Here is a 20847-nt window from a genome sequence, read left to right as displayed (position 1 = left end):
CGTGAAAACACATCTATCGTTTGGCGACGATTTGCTCTCGATAGTTATTATTTTGGTGATAATTGCAGTCAGACCCATCAGCTAGTATGGCTTAAGAAGCAAGCCGATTATTGCTTTCAACTCGATAGCTACGCTGAGGTTTTCACCCATGCGGATATGATAAGCTGAATCTCTGAGAGAGATAGTGAATAGAAAGCTATAGGAAATGGTGGGCCTGCACAGACTTGAACTGTGGACCTACCGATTATGAGTCGGGTGCTCTAACCAACTGAGCTACAGGCCCCAAAAATGGCGATTGCCATTCGATGCGCGATTATAAAGTGCTAGCTAAACTCTGGCTAGCACTTTAGCGGATGATGATCAATCTGTAGTCAGTTTGCTCTCGCCGAGTGCAGCGCGACTCAGTTTGAATACCACAGGGCTCAGCAATAATAATGCGATCAGATTGGGTATAGCCATTAACGCATTGAAGGTATCGGCTAATAGCCAGATAAAGTCTAGCTGTGCAATCGCGCCCACCGGTACCGCGAGAATCCAAGCAATACGGAAGGGAAGTACAATTTTTTCGCCAAATAGGTAACTGGCGCAGCGCTCGCCATAGACACTCCAGCCGATAATGGTGGTAAATGCAAATACGGCCAAGCCAATCGCGACAATATAGGCGCCAAGCCCCGGTAAAGCCGAATCAAACGCCGCTGCTGTAAGTGGTGCGCCGGATGCGCCAGTTTGCCATACGCCGCTTAAAACAATGGCAAAGGCGGTGATTGAGCAGATAACGATGGTATCGATAAAAGTGCCGAGCATGGCAATTTTGCCTTGCTCTACGGGGTTATTGGTTTGTGCATGTGCATGTGCGATAGGTGCCGAGCCAAGCCCCGCTTCGTTGGAAAAGATGCCGCGTGCCACACCAAAGCGAATTGCCGCAATCATCGCGGCACCGGCAAAGCCGCCGGTAGCTGCATGGCCAGTAAAAGCGGATTTAACAATCAGTGCAAAAGCTGCCGGTAGCGCACTCACATTCAATGCAATAATGATAAGCCCCGCCGCTAAATAGGCGACGGCCATCAGGGGTACTAATTTACCCGCGACTTGCGCAATGCGCTTAACCCCGCCAAGGATAACTGTTGCGACAACGGCCATTAAGATAAGGCCATAAAGGGTTTTATTAAGACCAAATGTGGCGGTCAGACCATCGGCAACAGAGTTGGCCTGTACCGTATTGCCAATGCCAAAAGCGGCAATAAAGCCAAAAAATGCAAAAGCCCAGCCTAGCCACTGCCAATTTTTACCGAGCCCGTTTTTAATATAGTACATGGGCCCGCCAACATGCTCACCTTGACTGTTAGTTTCGCGGTAGTGCAGCGCCAGCAAGGCCTCTGCGTATTTGGTTGCCATACCAACTAGGGCGGTAATCCACATCCAAAATACTGCGCCAGGGCCACCTAGCGCAATGGCTGTTGCGACGCCTGCGATATTGCCGGTGCCCACGGTCGCCGACAGCGAGGTCATTAAGGCGTTGAATGGGGTGATTTCCCCGTGCTGGGTGTGTTGGCTCTGGCGACCTTGCCAAAGCAGTTTAAACGCTTGGCCAAGTTGACTAATGGGCATGGCTTTGAGGCCCAGAGTTAAGAAAATGCCGGTGCCAAGAATTAAGCACAGCATCAGTGGGCCCCAAACAATACCGTTAAGGGTTGAGAGTAAAGCAGAGAGAGTAGTCATATTCGATCCTTACAAAAAAACCAGCAAAAGCTGGCTTTAGAGTACGTAATTTAGATCGACGGGGCAAATTTAGCAGGCCCATTGGCCATCGATTTTGCGCCGTTTAATGTTGTTGCTCGTCAATAAGGCTGTTACTCGTCAATAAAGCTGCGCAGATGGTCAGAGCGAGAAGGGTGGCGTAGTTTGCGCAGAGCCTTGGCTTCTATTTGACGAATCCGCTCACGGGTGACATCAAACTGCTTACCAACTTCTTCTAAGGTGTGGTCGGTATTCATATCGATACCAAAGCGCATGCGTAATACTTTCGCTTCGCGCGCCGTAAGGCCGCCCAAGACTTCACGTGTTGAATCTGACAAGCTGGTTGACGTAGCGTTATCAACCGGCTGGGTAATCGTGGTGTCTTCAATAAAGTCACCAAGATGCGAATCTTCATCATCACCGATTGGCGTTTCCATCGAGATAGGTTCTTTGGCGATTTTCAGCACTTTACGGACCTTATCTTCAGGCATGTCTAGACGTTCACCTAGCTCTTCTGGAGTAGGCTCGCGACCCATCTCTTGCAACATTTGACGTGAGATGCGGTTAAGCTTATTGATCGTCTCGATCATGTGTACCGGAATACGAATCGTACGTGCTTGGTCGGCAATTGAGCGAGTAATTGCCTGACGAATCCACCATGTGGCGTACGTGGAAAACTTATAGCCTCGGCGGTATTCAAACTTGTCAACTGCTTTCATCAGGCCAATATTGCCTTCTTGAATCAGGTCAAGGAATTGCAGACCGCGGTTGGTGTATTTTTTAGCGATCGAGATAACCAGACGTAAGTTGGCTTCTACCATTTCTTTTTTCGCGCGACGGGCACGTGCTTCACCAATCGACATGCGACGGTTAATATCTTTAATATCGCTGATAGCAAGGCCAGTGTCGTTTTCGAGCGCAATCAGCTTGCGCTGAAGGCGCGCAACGTCTTCACGCACCTGCTCAAGGCTTTCACCGTGCTTGGCGTGTTTAGCGATAAATTCGTCAATCCAGTCAATATTGGTCTCATTACCAGGGAAGCTTTTAATAAAGCCAGAGCGTGGCGCTCTTGCTTTATTAACCACTAGACGCTGAATTTCTCTCTCTTGTGCACGACACTCAGTGAGAGATTCGCGCGCCTGCGCCACAATAGGATCGATGACTTTAGGCGTTAGCTTGAAGAATTTAAATAATTCACCTAAAGCGTCTAATTCTTTCAGCGTGGTTTTATGATAACGGCCATGCTTATCGAGCGCTTTTTGAGTTTTCTTATGCTGCTTAGCTAGTGCGGTGAAACGCTCTTTAGCTTCCTCCGGATCTGGCCCGGTATTCGCTGAGCTATCATCTTCATCCTCTTCGTCGTCTTCCGCTTCTTGCGGCTCTGAGAAACCTTGCGGCTTAGCTTCAGGAACGTCGTCGGTTGGATTGAGGTAGCCAATAAGAATATCTTCAAGGCGAGCTTCTTCGGTTGCTACGCGGTCATAAGTATCTAGCGTTTGTAATACTGCGCCAGGGTAGTAGGCGAGTGCATGCAATAGATCGCGGGTGCCTTCTTCGATACGCTTGGCGATGGCAATTTCACCTTCGCGCGTTAATAGTTCAACGGTACCCATCTCGCGCATATACATGCGCACCGGATCGGTCGTGCGGCCTAGGTCGGTCTCGACTGCGGCAAGTGCGGCGGCAGCCTCAGCGGCGGCAATTTCGTCAGCCGAGGTATCGCCTTCTTCCATCAATATGGTTTCGGCATCAGGCGCATTCTCAAAAACTTGAATGCCCATATCGTTGATCATTTGGATGATATCTTCAACTTGATCGGCTTCGGAGATATCTTCAGGTAAGTGGTCGTTTACTTCCGCGTAAGTGAGGTAGCCTTGTTCTTTACCGCGTGCGATAAGGTCTTTTATTCTAGATTGGCTGGCTTGTTCCGACATGTTTTAGGACCGGTAATCTGATGGATGAAAAAATTAGCCGCATATTATAGCAGCTATTGCGCAATCAGCTACTATATTCATACGTAAAATGGGGCAAGAAATGCAATTTTTTTTCTAGTAATAACAAAGTTTTAGCTGTTTTATTCTGTGTCGCTGCTTTCCTGCACAAAGAGTGCCAAAAACTGGCTTTGTTGCTCGGGGCTAAGGCTGCTGAGGCTGCTGGCATCGTTGGGTAAGTCTTCTATCAGCGCCATATTTTTAGCCCGTTGATCCGCCAGGTTTAGGCGTTCAAAAGCATCCATCAGCTCAGCCTGATGCAGCTCGGGATTGTCCATGTCGAGCTCAAGAATATAGTAGGCAAGGAGCGGCCGAATAGCGTCGGGATTTTTTGCCTGCCATTTGCCAATTAATGCGGTAGAGGTAGGCTGTTCGCTCTGTTTGATATCTTGAATGATTTCGGCCAGCGCCTGTAGATGGGGGCTGGGGTCGGCTGATGCCTTTGTGTTTGGCAAGCTAAGATCATGTTGTTTGATCACATCGGGCAGGAATATTGCCAACAAACCAGCAGCTAAAAGCGGGGTATAATCGGGCACTACCAATCGCGGCGAAAAATCATCGCGAGGCAATTTTTCGCGCTGTGGCGGTGCCGGCATATTGGAAGGTGCATTAGACGATACATCATAGTGCGTGGATGCATCATTTGCTGAAGATTTTGGTGCAGCCTCGATCAGCGCGCGACGCATGATGTCTAGGTTGATGCCAGCTTTAAATGCTAAATCTTGTAGGATAAAATCTTTAAAACTGCCTTCTTCGATCAGCGCAGCTTTAGGAATTAAACGATGTGTGAAGGCTGCTTTGTCGTCGGCTTTAGCTAGCTGCAAGCCATCGGCTAACGATGTAAATAAGTGCTCGGATAGCGTCGGTGCATCATCAATCAAATATTGAAAGCGCTGTTCGCCAATTTCACGGATTAATGAGTCAGGGTCGTGCCCCTCAGGTAAGAATAAAAACTTAGCTTTACGCCCTGTTTGCATCTGCGGCAGTACAGCATCCATGGCTCTAGTTGCCGCTTTGCGCCCTGCAGCGTCACCGTCGAAGCAAAAAATCACCTCATTACAATGGCGAAACACTTTTCGCATATGATCGGCGCCGGCCGATGTGCCCAGCGTTGCAACGGCCCAATTGATGCCGAACTGGGCGAGCGCCACCACATCCATATAACCCTCAACCATAATCAGCCGTTCAAGATGGCGGTTCGCTTGCAGTGCTTCATATAGCCCATAAAGCTCATTGTGCTTATGGAATACCGCGGTTTCCGGTGAGTTTAAGTATTTGGGTTTTATGTCGCCAAATGCGCGGCCACCAAAGGCAATGGTGCGGCCGCGGCTATCACGAATCGGAAACATCAGTCGATCGCGAAAGCGGTCATAGCATTTTTGATTTTCGGCCTTAACTACGCACAAGCCAGCTTGATCGAGCTGTTGTTGTGTGCGAGCGGATTGATGGTCATCAACGCTTCGCAGAAAGTTATCCCAGCCATCGGGTGCAAAGCCAATTTGAAAATGTTTTGCTATTTCGCCGGTTAAACCACGGCCTTTCAAGTAGTCGATGGCTTTTTGTTTTTGCGCATGCTGTTTGAGTTGCTGTTGGTAAAATGTGTTGGCCTGTTGCAGTAAGTCGTAGAGTGAAGCTTGCTGCTTGCGCTTAGCCTCTAACACTGGGTTATGCTCACGCGGTACATCTAAGCCAAGATTTTTTGCTAGCGTTTCGATGGTTTCCGGAAAGTCACTGCGCTCATACTCCATAATAAAGCTGATCGCATTGCCACCAGCACCACAGCCAAAACAGTAGAAGAATTGTTTGGCTGGATTGACGCTGAAGGAGGGGGTTTTTTCATCATGAAACGGACAGCAGGCTTGGTAATTAAGTCCGGTTTTTTTTAATTTTACGCGCGAGCCAATCAGATCAACAATGTCGGTGCGATCTAGAATATCATCAATAAAAGACTGCGGAATTTTGCCGCGCGAGGGAGTGTCCATGAGGAAATTTTAGCGATTAAGCCAGTGACTGGCAATGGCGATCAGTGATGAGCTGAGTGATTCTTGTCATTGCCTTGGATGGCGAATGTTTACTGGCCTTGCTAACTCGCTATAAGCGCTGAAATACTTAGAGACTCCAGAAAATTGAGAGGCCTAGGATCATTGCACAATCTAAAGATTAGCAGTACTTAGATTCCTTACCGTGCTGAGACAAAGAATCAAATAACTTAATAGCAGTATCTATAGCAATATGTTTAGCAGCACAGCCGACTATCAGAATCAGACTGACTGCAAGGCGTCGATAAGTTGCAGTGATAAGAGATATTTAAGCGAGCTTTGCTTTCACGAGTTGGCTTACCGTGCCCATATCAGCCCGGCCTTGGACTTGCGGTTTTACCGCACCCATCAATTTGCCCATATCTTGCATGCCGCTGGCGCCAGTGCTTTCTATAGCTTGCTCGATAATGGTTGCGATTTCTGCATCAGAAAGCTGCTGCGGCAGGAAGTCTTGCAGGACGGCAATTTCAGCTTCTTCTTTTGCAGCTAATTCAGGTCGCTCGGCCTCAAGGTATTGTTTGGCAGCATCGCGGCGTTGCTTGGCCATTTTGTCGAGAATGGCAAGGGCGCGTGTATCATCAACGTCAATCCGTTCATCCACCTCAACCCGCTTAAACTCAGCTTGAATCATACGAATTGTTGAAAGGCGCTCTTTTTGCTTGGCACGCATGGCATCTTTCATTGCCTGCTTTACTTGACTAACTAACTCGCTCATTGGGGCTTTCCGGTTGCTGATTATTGCTGCTGTTTGTCTGTGCTNTTNTATGCTATCAATNAANNACTATGATGGCTTTTGTTTTGACGCTTGGCAAGATTTTAACTCAGCAGAAACAAAAACGCAGCGGCCTTGGGCTGCTGCGGTTAGAGGGTGTTGGTGCTTTAATAAGAAGCTGCTGTTGTTGTAAAAAAACAGTTGTAAAAAAGTGCTTGTAAAGGCGCTTGTGAAAAACTGTTAAAAAAGCAGCGGGTGGGCTTCTTAGTATGCACCTCTTAGCTATTGGATAGGACTCAGATAAATGAGAGGGATCGCATAGCTAAGGCTTGGCATTAACGATTTTTATCTTTAATGCCATGCTGCAAAGTACGTTTAGTACAAACGCTGCATGCGACGGTTTTCGCGAGACACCTTTTTCATGTGACGCTTAACCGCAGCGGCCGCTTTACGCTTACGAACCCAAGTTGGCTTTTCGTAGAATTCACGGCGACGAACTTCGGCTAATACACCCGCTTTTTCACATGAACGCTTAAAGCGGCGCAGAGCAACGTCAAATGGCTCAGAATCTTTAACTTTAACTGATGGCATAGTTAACCTTTCAAAATTTGTAACAATTGAGGCAATGTAAAATTGCAGTTATCAACATTAGGGGCGCGAATTCTATACGGTTTTCCGTAGAAAGCAAAGGTTTTTTGTCTACAAAGCGCGGCTAATCGGCGTATAATGCGGCTCGAAATTGAACTCATTAATCAGCGTATTGATGAGTGGCTTAACTTCTTAATGTATCAAATTGAATCAAGCTTAGCCTTATAAGCTTAAGGGTAGTCATGTTAGTGCTGGGGATTGAAACCTCCTGTGATGAGACGGGTGTTGCGCTGTATGATCAAGCAGCCGGTTTATTGGCGCATGAGCTGTACTCGCAAATTGATTTGCATAAGCAGTTTGGTGGCGTAGTGCCTGAACTCGCTTCACGTGATCATGTGACTAAATTATTGCCGATGATAGACGCTGTTTTGGCTGCTGCCGGCAAGTCCAAAGAGCAGCTCGACGCGGTTGCCTATACACAAGGCCCGGGTTTAGCAGGTGCCTTGTTGGTTGGCGCGGCAACCGCTCAAACCCTTGCCATGCGATTATCGATTCCGGCGATTCCAGTTCATCACATGGAAGGCCACTTATTAGCGCCGATGCTCGAGCAAGCAATGCCGAGTTTACCGCTGATCGCCCTGCTGGTTTCGGGTGGTCATACGCAATTAGTCGCGGTGCGTGCGATTGGCGATTATCAGCTGCTGGGCGAGTCGCTAGATGATGCTGCCGGTGAAGCGTTTGATAAAGCCGCTAAAATGCTCGGTTTGCCATATCCAGGCGGCCCTGAGATCGCCAAGCTGGCTGAGCAGGGTGAACTGGGGCGCTTCCAATTCCCTCGGCCTATGACGCAAAAACCGGGTCTTGATTTTAGCTTTTCTGGCATAAAAACCTTTACCTTGACCACCATCGAAAGCTTGGGTGGTTCACTGCATGATATCAGTGCGCTATCGCAACAAGATAAAGCTGATATTGCTGCCTGTTTTCAATTGGCAATGATCGAGACGCTGGTGATTAAATGTCGACGTGCTATCCAGCAAACAGGCATTGATCGACTCATTATCGCCGGCGGTGTCAGCGCCAATCAACTATTGCGTGAAAAACTGGCGCAGATGATCGTGCAGCATGGTCACTCAGAGGCGGCGGGGGTTTATTATGCCAGCCCCGCATTCTGTACCGATAATGGCGCAATGATTGCCTATGCCGGCTGTCAGCGCCTCGCTGCTGCGGCTTCGCCCGATTTAGCCATATCTGTGCGTCCGCGTTGGCCGTTGACTGAATTGGAGCAGGTGTAAATGGGCGATATTGTTTTTATTGAGGGTCTGCAGGTCGATACGATTATTGGCGTATATGATTGGGAGCGTGAGGTAATCCAGCGGCTAAGCTTTGATCTTCGTTTGACATTTGATTGTCGCGCTGCTGCTGAAACTGATGATGTTAAACTTGCGCTAAACTATGCCGCAGTGGCTGATACAGTTACTGCGTTTGTGCAGCAGCAACGGTTTTTATTGATCGAAACCGTGGCTGAGCAGCTGATAGATATATTGTTTGCACAATTCGCCTGTGACCATATTGGCCTCACCGTGCGCAAGCCAGGGGCGGTGGCCACTGCTGATGCGGTAGGCATACAGATAGAGCGAGCGCGCCCCAGTAAATGAATCGGGTGTATCTAGGGCTAGGGTCGAATGTTGACCGCGTCAAGCATATTCAGCTTGCGATTGCGGCAGTCATGCAGTTAGGGCAGGTAAAGCTATCACCGGTGTATGAGAGTGAGTCGATTGGTTTTGCGGGCGAGCCGTTTTACAACTTAGTTGCTGAACTGCATACGCAGCTTTCGCTGACGCAGCTGGTAGACAGTGTGCGTGCCACCGAGCGTTTACACGGTCGGCAAAAAAATGAACAGCGATTTGCGCCTAAAACACTCGATATAGATATTTTAAGCTTTAATGATGCCTGCGGTGAATTTAGCGGGGTCTGCCTGCCGCGCGATGAAATTCTAGAAAACGCCTTTGTATTAAAACCGCTAGCCGATATTGCGCCTGATCAGCTGCATCCGCTGCTTAAGCTCAGCTATGCCGAGCTATGGCGTCGCTATGATAAACCGCAAGCATTGCAGCAGATTCCCTGGCCGCCTGAGGCTATGGGCTAAAAACAAGTTTGGGTAGCTTGTTGGATTGTGCCAAAATACAGACCCATAACAGCCCTACACTGTTTGCGAACTGATCTTGCCACTCGCCCAGACGATGGTTAGTGAAATTTGCTTGCGCAAGCTCGATCGCAATGCCCAGTGCGAAGCCGATGGCTAAAAGGCTGTAATACTGACGCCAGTTGCGACTGGCATAGGCCGCCAGCAGGCTCAGGATTGAAAATGCACAAAAATGCCAAAGCTTATCGATATGCTGAATCGGCAGTGCCCGGTTACTTATGCTCACTAAGCTTAGGGTGCAGAGCGCAGTAGTATAAACGAATAAACAGACTCGTACCCATAACATGCGATGGACCTCATGGTTATAACAATACTGCTCTACCTTTTATTAGGAGCTCTGGCTGGCATCATTGCTGGCTTATTTGGCGTTGGTGGCGGTGTGATTATTGTACCTGCATTAATTTATAGCTTTTCTCAGCAAGGATTGCCAGCCGAGGTGCTGACCCATATGGCGGTGGCTACCTCATTAGCGGCAATATGTTTTACCTCAATCGCCTCAGTTACCGCGCATCAAAAAAATCGCTTTGTGCTTTGGCCGGTAGTGAGACGTATGCTGATTGGATTGATCGCCGGCAGTATGCTTGGGGTGTTATTTGCTGATCAGCTATCAGGTTTTAATTTACAATTACTGATTGGCAGTTTTTTATTGATTGTTGCCCTGCAGATGATGCTTTCTGGTCGATCACGCGCGTCTCAGCAAGCCAAGCCGGCAACACCATCGGGTTTTATAGCGGCCATGATTGGAGCATTGTCAGCCATGTTTGGTATTGGTGGCGGCTCGATGACGGTGCCCTACCTTAATCATATTGGTTTACGTATGCAGCAGGCGGTAGCTACCTCAGCGGCTTGCGGGGTGCCTATTGCCTATGCCAGTTTAGCCAGTAATTTATACCTTGGCTGGCATAAAACGGATGCGATCAGCTATAGCTTGGGTTATGTGTATTGGCCGGCATTACTCGGTATCACAATTATGAGTATGCCATTTGCCAGAGTCGGTGCCGGTTTGGCAAAAAATCTTTCAGCACAAAAATTGCAGCGTTTATTTGCGGTATTTCTTGCTATGATTGGCAGTCTGATTATTTTTACTGCATTAGGATTTTTGTAAATGCTAACACACCCTGCGTTTGATCCAGTGGCCATCAGTTTGGGCCCGCTTCAGGTTCATTGGTATGGCTTAATGTATCTGGCCGGATTTGCATTTGTTTTCTTGCTGGGTAAGCGCCTAGCAAAACAAGGGAAGGTGCCGTTTAGTGCCGATCAAGTTGACGATCTAGTGTTTTATGCGGCAATGGGCGTGGTTATCGGCGGTCGCTTGGGCTATGTATTATTTTATGATTTTGCCCGTTTTCTGGATAACCCATTATGGGCGATTCAAGTCTGGAAAGGCGGTATGGCGTTTCACGGTGGCCTGATAGGGGTTATTGTTGGCCTAAGTTTATTTGCCCATAAACACCATTATCCCAAGGGGGCGATTCTGGATTTTGCTGCCTTGGCGGCGCCGGTGGGACTGTTCTTTGGCCGCATCGGTAATTTTATTGGGCAAGAACTGTGGGGCCGGGCCAGTGACCTACCCTGGGCCATGGTATTTCCGCGCGACCCTTTATTGCTTGCGCGCCATCCTTCACAGCTTTACGAGGCCTTTGCTGAAGGTCTGGTGTTATTTTTCGTGATCTATGTGTTTTCGCGCCAGCCACGACCATTTTGGGCCGCGGGGGGTATTTTTTTGTTGGGCTACGGTAGTGCGCGTTTTTGCATTGAGTTTGTGCGCGAACCCGACAGCCATATTGGTTTTGATTTATTCGACTGGATATCGCGCGGACAAATTTTATCGACACCGATGATTATTGCCGGTGTGGCGTTATTGGTTTGGTCGTATAAAACGCAGCCTAACTTACCGCAATGGCAAGCGCAGCAGGCGGCGTTGCAAACTCGGCAAACTTCTTCGAAGAAAAAACACGGCAAAGCTAATAAAAAGCAAGGCAAAAAAACATAGCACATTAAGCAAAACATATTCGTAACGGATTAACTGGGTTATTTTTATGCAGCAATACCTCGATTTGATGCGCCATATTCTTGATCATGGCACTGACAAAGGCGATCGTACAGGCACTGGCACGCGCAGCGTGTTCGGTTATCAAATGCGCTTTGATTTGGCGCAAGGTTTTCCTTTGGTGACGACAAAAAAATGTCATCTACGCTCCATCATTCATGAGCTGCTGTGGTTTCTGAAGGGCGATACAAATATTCAGTACTTAAAAGATAATGGTGTCAGCATTTGGGATGAGTGGGCCGATGAAAATGGCGATCTCGGCCCAGTATATGGTTATCAGTGGCGAAGCTGGCCTACACCTACTGGCAGCTCTGTGGATCAAATTAGTCAGCTGCTAACTCAGCTGAAAACAAACCCTGATTCACGCCGACATATTGTTAGCGCCTGGAATGTTGCTAACGTCAATGATATGGCGCTGCCCCCTTGTCATAGTTTATTTCAGTTTTATGTGGCGGATAACAAGCTCAGCTGTCAATTATACCAACGCAGTGCTGATGTGTTTTTGGGTGTGCCATTCAATATTGCCTCTTATGCCTTATTGACCATGATGATTGCGCAGGTTTGTGATTATCAATTGGGCGACTTTGTGCATACTTTTGGCGATGCACATCTTTACCATAACCACTTTGAACAAGCCGAGCTTCAGCTCTCGCGTACGCCCAAATCATTGCCGACCATGAAAATGAACAGCGCAGTAGACGACTTATTTGCTTTCAGTTTTGATGATTTTGAACTGCTTGACTATTACCCTGATCCACATATTTCTGCACCGGTGGCTGTTTAATGAAACTAGCAATGATTGTCGCGATGGCCGAGAACGGGGTGATTGGGCGGAATAATCAGCTACCTTGGTATTTGCCTGAGGACTTGAAATATTTCAAACAAACCACCTTAGGTAAGCCTATTATTATGGGGCGTAAAACCTTTGAGTCGATTGGTCGCCCGCTGCCAGGACGAACGAATATTGTTGTCAGCAGGCAGAGTGATTTGTCATTGCCGGCGGGTGTTCGTCTGGTTAATAGTTTGGATGCAGCAATAACATTAGCTGAGCAAGTGGCTGAAATTGATGGTGCTGATGAGCTGATGGTGATCGGTGGAGCTGAAATCTACCGTGCAGCGTTTGCAAAGGCGACGGTGCTGTATCTCACACAGGTACATGCGGTGGTTGAAGGCGATGCTTATTTTGAAGGTTTTGCTGCGGCTGATTGGCAGCTAGAGAGCACGCAACACTTTGAGCCATCGGGTTCAAATCCTTATCCTTATAGTTTTAATAAATATTTGCGGCCATAAATTTAGGATCTCTTATGAAAATAATTAAATCTCTGCTGCTTAGCGTATTGATGCTTTCTCAGCATCAGTTAACGGCAGAATCTTTAGATCAGGTGTTAAATTCGAGTCAGAAAAAAGTTGCTGCCGCCGCTTCATCGCAGCAAAAAATTGATGGCTTATCAGAGCAGTCGCAGGAATTATTCGAAGAATATAAGCAGACCGAAAAGCTGGTCGAAGACTTGAAAATGTATAACCAAAAATTATCGATTCAAGTTGATAATCAAGCGCAACGCCTAAGCGAAATTGATACAGCGATTGCTCAAGTGCAAATTATGCAGCGTCAAATTCTGCCGCTTATGGATGATATGGTGACGCAATTGGAGCAATTCATTGCCCTGGATTTACCGTTCCATCAGGAAGAGAGAACTGAGCGCATTGGTTTTTTGCGCGCGAGTATGAATCGCTCTGATCTCTCAACGGCAGAAAAATTTCGCCAGCTGTTAGAGGCTTGGAATATCGAAAATGAGTACGGTAGGAAAATCGAGGTTTACCCGGCTTCGGTGACGGTTGATGGCGCTGAGCGAAAAGTCGATATGCTGCGCATTGGCAGGATTGCCTTAATATATCAGTCTTTAGACGGTGCTACGGCCGGTGCTTGGAATAGCTCGCTTGGTGAGTGGCAAAGTTTAGAGGCGGGCGATTATCAAGCGGCGGTGAAACAAGCGATTAAGATTGCTAACAAGCAGGCAAATATCGATGTTATGACTCTGCCTGTGGCAACTGCGGAGGCGTTTTGATATGCATCATCTTAAAAAGCTATTCAGACCCTCTTTGGTTCTTTTGCTGAGTGTTAGCACTATTGTGTCTGTCGGTCATGCCGAAGAGTCAGCTAAGTCAATGCAGCAATTGCTGCGTCAGCTAGAGTCACAGCGTTATAGTGATCGTAAAGAAAATCAGGCGAGAGAGCAGCGTTTCTTAGCTGAAAAGTCAGAGCGACAATCGATTCTGCGCGATATGCAGAATGCGCTTAAGCAACAGGAAGCGATCAGTACTCAGCTTGAGCAATCGTTTGAAAAAAATGATAAGAATATTATCGAGGCAGAGGCCCGATTGAAACAGCGTATGGGTTCTTTATCGGAGTTGTTTGGTCATCTGAGCAGTGCTGCTGCCGATGCGCAAGCTCAAAGTGCAGTGTCGTTAATCAGTTTGCATTACCCTGAACGTCAGGCGCAGTTGCAAACCTTGTTGAGTTTATCCGCCAGCAGTGCAGAACTGCCAAGTATTGATCAAATTCAACAGTTGTTTGTGATTTTACAGCAAGAGCTTATTGAGCAGGGACGTACGGTAAATTTTACCGCCGGGGTTAGCGGTGTTGACGGCGTTACTGTTGATCAAACGGTAACGCGAGTAGGTAACTTCAATGCACTGGATGCGAATGGCCAGTATTTAAGCCTTAAAGACGGCCAACTGCAGTTACTTGCAAGGCAACCTGCAGCGGTTTCCATAGCTCGTGATTTTGTTGCTATGCCGAGTGGTCAGCTGGCCGCGTTTGCGATTGATCCTACTGGCCCTAGCGGCGGCAGTTTACTGGCAGCCTTGATCAATACACCATCGATGGTCGAGCGCTGGCGTCAAGGCGGTGTGGTCGGAGTTGTGATCAGTGTCTTGGGGCTGGTGGCATTATTGTTAGGTGTATGGCGCTTGGTGGTATTAGCCGGCGTTGCGAGTAGAGTGCAGCGGCAGCTGAAGCAAATTGATTCGCCAGCAGATGATAACCCTTTGGGGCGTGTGTTAGCCAAAGCTGCTGATTGCCAAGGCCTTGATCTAGAGACATTGGAGTTAAAAATTAATGAAGCAATTATTCGCGAAATTCCAGCGCTTCAGCGGTTTGAAAGTTTTCTGAAAATTAGTGCAGCGATTGCTCCGCTGCTTGGGCTATTGGGTACGGTAGTGGGGATGATTTTAACCTTCCAGGCGATTACGATTTATGGTGCAGGTGACCCGCAAGCGATGGCTGGCGGCATCAGTTCAGCGCTGGTGACCACAGTATTAGGTTTGATTGTAGCGATACCTACCTTATTGATGCACAGTTTTGTTAGCTCACGTTCTGCTCAGCAGCTGCATATACTTGAGGAGCAGGCCGCAGGCATAGTGGCAGAGTTTAACGAAGCGAAAAGCTAGCCATGATATTTGAACAAATCAATCAATTTATGCACGCGGGTGGTGAGGTGCTATACCTCATTGCTCTGGTGAGCTTTATTTTATGGTTGTTGATTATTGAGCGATTTTGCTGCTTTTTCTGGGTTTTGCCTGAATTTACCCAGCAACGTTTGGCGCATTGGCAAGCACGCGACGATATGCAGTCGTGGTATGCCATGCAGATCAAACGCCGCTTAGCGTCTGAGGTAGATCTTGCTATTCAGCATCATATGTCGGTCATCAAAACCTTGATTGCGTTATGTCCCTTGCTTGGATTATTGGGCACTGTATGGGGCATGATTGAGGTGTTCAATGCCTTATCGCTGACCGCCGGTGATGCCAAAGCTATGGCGGCTGGCGTCTCCAAGGCGACTATACCCACGATGGCTGGCATGGTTGCTGCTCTATCAGCAATGTTTGCCAATACCTTTCTGGAACGTATTGCTAATCAGCAATCGCTGCTATTTAAAGACAGCTTGGTGAGTCGTTCATGAAGCGTTATTTACCTAAGCAACAGGATGATACTGACATCGATCTCACACCGATGCTTGATGTGGTATTTATAATGCTGATCTTTTTCATTGTTACCGCTACCTTTGTGCGCGAGCCAGGGATAGATATCGAGCGACCGCAAGTCACCACTGCCGGCTTAATTGGCAATCAAAAGTTTTTGCTGGCGATATCGGCCTCGGGTGATATTTGGTTAGATAAGCAGCAGCTTAAAATTAATCAGGTATTCCCTGCGCTTGAGGCCTTGCGGGCACAAAGCCCTCAAGGTGCTTTGGTGATTCAGGCCGATGGCGAAGCTTCGGCGCAGGCGATTGCGCAAATTATAGATGCCGCCAAGCGAGCTGGTATGGACGATATTTCCTTAGCGGCCGTGCAATGATGTTGCAAAATAAGTTTATTCGATTCTCGGTTGCGGCTACGCTTGCGTTTAGCATAACGCTAGCGTTGTTGTTGTTGATGCAGACGCTGATTCATATGAAAGCGGTTGATTTACAGCAGGGTGCGCAAAAGTTAGCCGATATTTATATGGGTGATACCGAGATCGAGGTTCAGCGTAAAAACCAAAAGCCTGAAAAACCCGAGCAGCCACCCGAACCACCTGAGCCTATTGAGCTTGATCAGTTAGTTGATGCACAGGTCGATACCGATGCATTGAATATTCGTCCAAATCTTGGTGTTGATTTAAATATTCAGGGTCCGGGCTTGAATGCTAGCGATGGTGAATATTTGCCGTTTGTTAAAGTGCAGCCGCAATATCCGAGGCGAGCACAGTCGCGCGGCATACAAGGCACTTGCACAGTGGCGTATACCGTCACTAAGCAAGGAACTACTCGCGATATTCGTGTCGTTGATTGCTCATCGTCACTGTTTGAGCGTGCTTCGATTCAGGCAGCAGCGAAATTTAAGTACAAACCGCGCATTGTTGACGGTCAGGCGGTAGAGGTGCCTAACGTGAAGAATCGTTTTAATTATAAATTACAGTGATGAGCATGAAACAGCTTGGTTTTCTTCTGAATATTGCTCTGCGTATTAGCATTGCGGTTTTATTGTGTCACTTAAGTATTGCAAGCACATTGGCTCAAGGCTCGATTCGTGCAGATATTTTTGAGCAGTTAGAAAAAGCTCAAGCAGCGCAAAACAGCGGTGATATTCAACAAACCTTCAAAATTTTAGATGCGCTCAAGGCGCGCTCGGGTAAAAAAGCCTTGCGCAACTACGAGCTGATTCAGCTGAATAATTTTTACGCCTATGCTTGGTTAGCTAAAGAAAACTACTCTGCTGCACTAAATTCATTCTCAGCGCTATTGAAGCAAAAAGATGTGCCGGCTGCGATGCGTCAGCAGGTGCAGTTCACGATGGCGCAACTTTACCTAGCCACAGATCAACCACAGCAAACCATTAAGCTCTTGAAGCAATGGCTAAACACTCAGCAAAAGCCTAGTCCTGATGCTTATGTTTTAATGGCGCAGGCACAATTACAGCTGACACAGCTATCGGCGGCACTGCAGTCAATGACACAGGCTTTCAAAGCCGCTAAGCAGCAAGGGCGTGAGGAAAAAGAAAATTGGTATGCAATTCTGCAGTATATTTACAACGAGCAGAAAGACTTTGCGCGTCAAGAACAAGCGTTAGAAGTGTTGGTGGATCGTTGGCCAAAAGCGCAGTGGTGGCTCGCCTTAGGGGGTGCCTATGCGCAACAAGAAAAAGAGCAGCAGCAACTGTATGCGATGGATGCTGCTTATCAGCAAGGGCTGTTTGACCGTGGTGATTATATTGTCTCGATGAGTCAACTACTATCCAGCTATGGCGCGCCATATTATGCGGCCAAGGCGCTTCAGCAGGGGCTCGACCAAGACTTGGTTGTTGCTAGCTTCAAAAACCTTCAGCGCCTGGCAGATTACTACCAACGTGCTCAGGAAGTTGATAAAGCTATTAGCGCCTTTCAGCAGGCGATTGCCTTGGCGCCCGATGGTGAATTAAGTTTACGCTTGGCATATGTTTATATGCAACGTTATGAATATGCTAACGCTGTAAAATATATTCGCCGTGCGATTGAGCTAGGTGGTCTGCGCAATACGACACAGGCAAATTTATTGCTTGGTGAGGCATTGTTTCATGACCGGCAGTACGACGCTGCGGTTACACAATTTCAAGCTGTACAGCAAACTACTCGAAACTTTACAGATAAAGATGGCAAGCTGATTTCAGCCAAACAGAAACGTTATTTTCAACAGGCCAGTAGTTGGGCTGGACATGCTAAAAATGAACAGCAGCGCCAAATTGAAATGGCGCGCTGGGTGAAAGAAAATAGCTAGTGGCTAAAATAGCTAGTGGCTAAGGTTTCAGCCCGATTTAGTTTGAATTTAGTCGAGCTGACTAAGATCGCGAACGGCGCCTTTATCGGCACTCATAACCAATTTTGCATAAGCCTTTAAAGATGCGGAAACTTTACGTGGTCGATGTTCTAACGGTTTCCATGCATCTTTACCTTTGGCATCCATGTCGGCGCGGCGCTGTGCTAATTCTTGCTCAGAAATATCGACATTGATGCTGCGATTAGGTATATCAATTTTAATGATATCGCCTTGTTGCACCAAGCCTATTGCACCACCAGCGGCTGCCTCAGGTGAAGCATGGCCTATTGATAAGCCTGAGGTGCCGCCAGAAAAGCGGCCATCGGTTAATAGTGCGCAGGCTTTGCCCAGACCCTTAGATTTCAGATATGAAGTAGGGTAAAGCATTTCCTGCATGCCAGGGCCACCTTTCGGCCCTTCATAACGAATAATGACTACATCGCCGGCTTTGACCTTATCGTCAAGAATGTCGCTGACTGCGGTATCTTGGCTTTCGCAGATGTGCGCAGGGCCTTCAAACACTAATATGCTGTCATCAACACCAGAGGTTTTAACCACGCAGCCATCTTCGGCGATATTACCAAATAATACTGCTAGGCCACCCTCGAGCGAGAAAGCATTTTCAATCGAGCGAATACAGCCGTTTTCACGGTCGGCATCCAAGCTTGGCCAGCGGGTGCTTTGGCTAAATGCGGTTTGCGTGGGTATACCGGCAGGGCCTGCTTTGAAGAACTGCTTTACAGCATCGTTATCGGTGACCATGATGTCCCACTCTTTCAATGCCTCAGCCATAGAGGTGCTGTGAACGGTTGGTACCTCGGCGTGTAATACTCCCGCACGATCAAGCTCGGCTAAAATCCCAAACACGCCGCCTGCACGGTGTACGTCTTCCATATGGTAAAGCGGGGTGTTAGGAGCGACTTTACAAAGTTGAGGAATGCGGCGAGACAGTTCGTCGATATTGCTCATATCAAATGCAACACCGCCTTCTTGTGCTGCCGCCAGTAAATGTAAAATGGTGTTGGTTGAGCCACCCATGGCAATATCTAGGCTCATGGCATTTTCAAAAGCTTTGAAACTGGCAATATTGCGAGGTAGTGCAGAGGCATCGTCTTGTTCATAAAAACGTTTTGCTAGCGAGACGATTTCGCGACCAGCGCGCAAAAATAATTGTTCGCGGTCGGCATGAGTAGCAAGGGTTGAGCCATTACCCGGTAATGAAAGACCCAATGCCTCGGTTAAGCAGTTCATCGAGTTGGCGGTAAACATGCCAGAGCAGGAGCCGCAGGTTGGACATGCACTGCGTTCAATCTCAGCGACTTCTTCATCGCTCACGCTGTCATCGGCGGCAATTACCATGGCGTCAACAAGATCTAATTTGTGCTCAGATAGCTTAGTTTTGCCAGCCTCCATTGGGCCACCAGAGACAAAAATAACCGGAATGTTTAAGCGCATCGCAGCCATTAACATCCCTGGGGTGATCTTATCGCAGTTGGAGATACAAACCATGGCGTCGGCACAGTGCGCATTCACCATGTATTCAACTGAGTCGGCAATAATATCGCGACTGGGTAGGCTGTAGAGCATGCCATCATGGCCCATGGCGATGCCGTCATCTACCGCGATGGTATTAAACTCTTTTGCCACACCGCCGGCTTTTTCAATCTCTCGCGCTACAAGCTGACCCATGTCTTTTAGGTGCACATGGCCAGGGACAAACTGGGTAAAGGAGTTGGCGACCGCAATTATTGGCTTATGAAAATCTTCGTCTGTCATACCTGTAGCACGCCATAAGGCGCGGGCACCTGCCATATTGCGGCCAGCGGTTGAGGTTTTAGAACGATAAGTCGGCATAGTCGTCTCTTTTTCAAAGCTTATAGATTAAAAATAGGGCACATATTCTAGCAAATATTCCTTGCTTTGGCTCTAGCCGAGCGGTGGAAATTAGTTAAAGCGAAAAGCCATATTTACTCACGTTTAGGGTGCGACAATTTGCCGCAGGTCGGCTGGTTTATCAGCACGTATAATGCGCGCAAATTTTTCTTGGAGTAAAGCCATGACGTCACCTCTCAATAAGCTGCTGCTGGTATGCCTATTAATCACTCACTATGCTTGGGCAGATGCCGAAGGGGCTTATGATAGCCAGCGTGCAGATAGTCACGCACCTATTTCAGTTATGGGTGACCATACCCACAGTAAAGGCGAGTGGATGGTATCGTATCGCTTTATGCAAATGCAGATGGATGGTTTGCGCAGTGGCGGTTCGGAGCTTAGTCGCGATGAGTTTTTTGCCTCCGAGTTTTGCCAAAATGGTTGTAATTATGCTGAGGAAATGAGCATGGATATGCATATGCTGGGTGTCATGTATGCTCCCTCTGATCAGATTACCTTGATGGCGATGCTCAATTACCATGTCAACGATATGCAAATGCTAATGAAAATGCCAATGTCTGGCGGCATGGGCGGCATGGGCGGCATGGGTTCAATGAATAGTATGATGATGAATGGCCCGATGCTAATGGAGATGGAAAGTGAAGGCTTGGGTGATGTGAAATTAGGTGCATTGCAAAGTCTTTACAAGGATGAGCATTCGCGCTTTCATGCTAATTGGATTGTTTCTCTACCGACAGGCTCGATCGATCAAGAAATTGACTCCGACAACCCAATGACTGATGGTAAGCGCTTAGCCTATGGTATGCAGCTAGGCTCTGGCTCTTTTGATTTTGAGCCAGCGCTGACATATGTCCAGCAATATCCAGCGTTCTCATGGGGTGCTCAAGCGAAAGCAATTTTCCGTTTAAATGAGAACAAACACGATTACCGACTTGGCGATAAATACCAAGCGCAAGCCTGGTTTCAAGTGCCGTTTTTGCAACGTTTCTCTGCTTCACTTCGATTGGCTTGGCAGGACATTGGAGAAATTCGTGGGCAAGATGATGAAATTGAATCTTTGTCAATGAAAAACCCACTTGCCAACGGTGATAATTTTGGTGGCAGCATGACTTCGGCCGGCTTTGGCGTGAACGCGGTTTTGCCTGCGGGTAATCGACTAGCGCTAGAGTATGTTACTGTCTTAGATCAAAACAGTAACGGTATTCAAATGACTATGGACGATTACGCAAGCTTTGGCTGGCAGTTTGCATTTTAACTAGCGAAGTAGGTGTAGCTTAGATATTAGCTGTTGCTCAGATTTAA

General features: G+C 47.7%; 21 protein-coding genes and 1 tRNA gene. 14 read left to right on the top strand and 8 right to left on the bottom strand.

The annotated features are described in order from the left end of the window. Nucleotides 1-206: 206 nt before the first annotated feature. The 6 genes from HRU21_01675 to rpsU form a co-directional block, all read right to left on the bottom strand. Nucleotides 207-283 (bottom strand) — tRNA-Ile (locus tag HRU21_01675). A 77-nt stretch (nt 284-360) separates the two neighbouring features. Then, on the bottom strand, nt 361-1719 hold the full coding sequence (locus tag HRU21_01670; protein NRA40996.1) for a sodium:alanine symporter family protein: 1359 nt from the start codon (nt 1717-1719) through the stop codon (nt 361-363). Between the two features lie 131 nt (nt 1720-1850). Beyond that, nucleotides 1851-3671, bottom strand: coding sequence for an RNA polymerase sigma factor RpoD (gene rpoD, locus HRU21_01665; protein NRA40995.1), 1821 nt, complete (start codon nt 3669-3671; stop codon nt 1851-1853). A gap of 140 nt (nt 3672-3811) precedes the next feature. Then, nucleotides 3812-5710, bottom strand: coding sequence for a DNA primase (locus HRU21_01660; protein NRA40994.1), 1899 nt, complete (start codon nt 5708-5710; stop codon nt 3812-3814). Between the two features lie 325 nt (nt 5711-6035). Further along, nucleotides 6036-6482, bottom strand: coding sequence for a GatB/YqeY domain-containing protein (locus HRU21_01655; GenBank protein NRA40993.1), 447 nt, complete (start codon nt 6480-6482; stop codon nt 6036-6038). A 372-nt stretch (nt 6483-6854) separates the two neighbouring features. Then, the gene (rpsU, locus tag HRU21_01650) at nt 6855-7070 is read right to left on the bottom strand and encodes a 30S ribosomal protein S21 (protein NRA40992.1); all 216 of its coding nucleotides are present in this window, start codon (nt 7068-7070) and stop codon (nt 6855-6857) included. A gap of 239 nt (nt 7071-7309) precedes the next feature. On the opposite strand from rpsU, the gene tsaD reads away from it, so the two are divergent. Genes tsaD through folK form a run of 3 tightly spaced genes read left to right on the top strand, consistent with a single transcriptional unit; the run spans nt 7310 to nt 9213 of the window. Further along, the gene (gene tsaD, locus HRU21_01645; protein NRA40991.1) at nt 7310-8359 is read left to right on the top strand and encodes a tRNA (adenosine(37)-N6)-threonylcarbamoyltransferase complex transferase subunit TsaD; all 1050 of its coding nucleotides are present in this window, start codon (nt 7310-7312) and stop codon (nt 8357-8359) included. Further along, nucleotides 8360-8722, top strand: a complete 363-nt coding sequence (gene folB / locus HRU21_01640) for a dihydroneopterin aldolase (protein NRA40990.1) — start codon at nt 8360-8362, stop codon at nt 8720-8722. Further along, nucleotides 8719-9213 (top strand): 2-amino-4-hydroxy-6-hydroxymethyldihydropteridine diphosphokinase, encoded by a 495-nt coding sequence (gene folK / locus HRU21_01635; GenBank protein ID NRA40989.1) that lies wholly within the window; start codon nt 8719-8721, stop codon nt 9211-9213. Before folB ends, folK begins: the two co-directional genes overlap by 4 nt. On the opposite strand, the gene vanZ is transcribed toward folK, so the two are convergent. After that, nucleotides 9203-9556 (bottom strand): VanZ family protein, encoded by a 354-nt coding sequence (vanZ, locus tag HRU21_01630; protein NRA40988.1) that lies wholly within the window; start codon nt 9554-9556, stop codon nt 9203-9205. The two genes, folK and vanZ, sit on opposite strands and share 11 nt — an antisense overlap. A gap of 18 nt (nt 9557-9574) precedes the next feature. Here vanZ and HRU21_01625 point away from each other — a divergent pair, with 18 nt between their 5' ends. Genes HRU21_01625 through HRU21_01580 form a run of 10 tightly spaced genes read left to right on the top strand, consistent with a single transcriptional unit; the run spans nt 9575 to nt 17613 of the window. After that, on the top strand, nt 9575-10375 hold the full coding sequence (locus HRU21_01625) for a sulfite exporter TauE/SafE family protein (protein NRA40987.1): 801 nt from the start codon (nt 9575-9577) through the stop codon (nt 10373-10375). Further along, nucleotides 10376-11263 (top strand): prolipoprotein diacylglyceryl transferase, encoded by an 888-nt coding sequence (locus tag HRU21_01620; protein ID NRA40986.1) that lies wholly within the window; start codon nt 10376-10378, stop codon nt 11261-11263. It abuts the gene before it with no gap. Nucleotides 11264-11309: 46 nt separating this feature from the next. Continuing rightward, complete coding sequence (locus HRU21_01615) at nt 11310-12104, top strand: thymidylate synthase (protein ID NRA40985.1); 795 nt, start codon at nt 11310-11312, stop codon at nt 12102-12104. Continuing rightward, the gene (locus HRU21_01610) at nt 12104-12610 is read left to right on the top strand and encodes a dihydrofolate reductase (GenBank protein NRA40984.1); all 507 of its coding nucleotides are present in this window, start codon (nt 12104-12106) and stop codon (nt 12608-12610) included. The genes HRU21_01615 and HRU21_01610 overlap by 1 nt, the downstream gene beginning before the upstream one ends. A 14-nt stretch (nt 12611-12624) precedes the next feature. Then, complete coding sequence (locus HRU21_01605) at nt 12625-13386, top strand: DUF3450 domain-containing protein (GenBank protein ID NRA40983.1); 762 nt, start codon at nt 12625-12627, stop codon at nt 13384-13386. Between the two features lies 1 nt (nt 13387). Further along, complete coding sequence (locus HRU21_01600) at nt 13388-14770, top strand: MotA/TolQ/ExbB proton channel family protein (GenBank protein ID NRA40982.1); 1383 nt, start codon at nt 13388-13390, stop codon at nt 14768-14770. 2 nt (nt 14771-14772) lie between these two features. Beyond that, entirely contained in the window at nt 14773-15282 is a 510-nt protein-coding gene (locus tag HRU21_01595; protein ID NRA40981.1) for a MotA/TolQ/ExbB proton channel family protein, read from the top strand. Next, nucleotides 15279-15677: a biopolymer transporter ExbD gene (locus HRU21_01590; protein ID NRA40980.1), complete on the top strand. Its 399-nt coding sequence runs from the start codon at nt 15279-15281 to the stop codon at nt 15675-15677. Before HRU21_01595 ends, HRU21_01590 begins: the two co-directional genes overlap by 4 nt. Further along, nucleotides 15677-16282, top strand: a complete 606-nt coding sequence (locus tag HRU21_01585) for an energy transducer TonB (GenBank protein ID NRA40979.1) — start codon at nt 15677-15679, stop codon at nt 16280-16282. Before HRU21_01590 ends, HRU21_01585 begins: the two co-directional genes overlap by 1 nt. A gap of 5 nt (nt 16283-16287) precedes the next feature. Continuing rightward, nucleotides 16288-17613 carry a hypothetical protein gene (locus HRU21_01580; GenBank protein NRA40978.1) on the top strand — a complete coding sequence of 442 codons (1326 nt, stop codon included), beginning with the start codon at nt 16288-16290 and terminating at the stop codon, nt 17611-17613. Nucleotides 17614-17661: 48 nt separating this feature from the next. On the opposite strand, the gene ilvD is transcribed toward HRU21_01580, so the two are convergent. Then, complete coding sequence (gene ilvD, locus HRU21_01575) at nt 17662-19506, bottom strand: dihydroxy-acid dehydratase (protein ID NRA40977.1); 1845 nt, start codon at nt 19504-19506, stop codon at nt 17662-17664. A gap of 202 nt (nt 19507-19708) precedes the next feature. Between ilvD and HRU21_01570 the strand changes: the two genes are divergently transcribed. Beyond that, a complete protein-coding gene (locus HRU21_01570; GenBank protein ID NRA40976.1) occupies nt 19709-20800 on the top strand; it encodes a hypothetical protein in 1092 nt (363 codons plus the stop codon). Nucleotides 20801-20847: the final 47 nt, after the last annotated feature.

The sequence above is a fragment of the Pseudomonadales bacterium genome (assembly GCA_013215025.1).
Lineage (GTDB): Bacteria > Pseudomonadota > Gammaproteobacteria > Pseudomonadales > DT-91 > DT-91.
The sequence above is the reverse complement of the archived record's forward strand: the minus strand, read 5'-3'. Positions and strand labels throughout refer to the sequence as shown.

Coding starts and splice junctions, on each gene's coding strand:
- HRU21_01670 (NRA40996.1), bottom strand. CDS start 1,719: ATGACTACTCTCTCTGCTTTACTCTCAACCCTTAACGGTATTGTTTGG.
- rpoD (NRA40995.1), bottom strand. CDS start 3,671: ATGTCGGAACAAGCCAGCCAATCTAGAATAAAAGACCTTATCGCACGC.
- HRU21_01660 (NRA40994.1), bottom strand. CDS start 5,710: ATGGACACTCCCTCGCGCGGCAAAATTCCGCAGTCTTTTATTGATGAT.
- HRU21_01655 (NRA40993.1), bottom strand. CDS start 6,482: ATGAGCGAGTTAGTTAGTCAAGTAAAGCAGGCAATGAAAGATGCCATG.
- rpsU (NRA40992.1), bottom strand. CDS start 7,070: ATGCCATCAGTTAAAGTTAAAGATTCTGAGCCATTTGACGTTGCTCTG.
- tsaD (NRA40991.1), top strand. CDS start 7,310: ATGTTAGTGCTGGGGATTGAAACCTCCTGTGATGAGACGGGTGTTGCG.
- folB (NRA40990.1), top strand. CDS start 8,360: ATGGGCGATATTGTTTTTATTGAGGGTCTGCAGGTCGATACGATTATT.
- folK (NRA40989.1), top strand. CDS start 8,719: ATGAATCGGGTGTATCTAGGGCTAGGGTCGAATGTTGACCGCGTCAAG.
- vanZ (NRA40988.1), bottom strand. CDS start 9,556: ATGTTATGGGTACGAGTCTGTTTATTCGTTTATACTACTGCGCTCTGC.
- HRU21_01620 (NRA40986.1), top strand. CDS start 10,376: ATGCTAACACACCCTGCGTTTGATCCAGTGGCCATCAGTTTGGGCCCG.
- HRU21_01615 (NRA40985.1), top strand. CDS start 11,310: ATGCAGCAATACCTCGATTTGATGCGCCATATTCTTGATCATGGCACT.
- HRU21_01610 (NRA40984.1), top strand. CDS start 12,104: ATGAAACTAGCAATGATTGTCGCGATGGCCGAGAACGGGGTGATTGGG.
- HRU21_01605 (NRA40983.1), top strand. CDS start 12,625: ATGAAAATAATTAAATCTCTGCTGCTTAGCGTATTGATGCTTTCTCAG.
- HRU21_01600 (NRA40982.1), top strand. CDS start 13,388: ATGCATCATCTTAAAAAGCTATTCAGACCCTCTTTGGTTCTTTTGCTG.
- HRU21_01595 (NRA40981.1), top strand. CDS start 14,773: ATGATATTTGAACAAATCAATCAATTTATGCACGCGGGTGGTGAGGTG.
- HRU21_01590 (NRA40980.1), top strand. CDS start 15,279: ATGAAGCGTTATTTACCTAAGCAACAGGATGATACTGACATCGATCTC.
- HRU21_01585 (NRA40979.1), top strand. CDS start 15,677: ATGTTGCAAAATAAGTTTATTCGATTCTCGGTTGCGGCTACGCTTGCG.
- HRU21_01580 (NRA40978.1), top strand. CDS start 16,288: ATGAAACAGCTTGGTTTTCTTCTGAATATTGCTCTGCGTATTAGCATT.
- ilvD (NRA40977.1), bottom strand. CDS start 19,506: ATGCCGACTTATCGTTCTAAAACCTCAACCGCTGGCCGCAATATGGCA.
- HRU21_01570 (NRA40976.1), top strand. CDS start 19,709: ATGACGTCACCTCTCAATAAGCTGCTGCTGGTATGCCTATTAATCACT.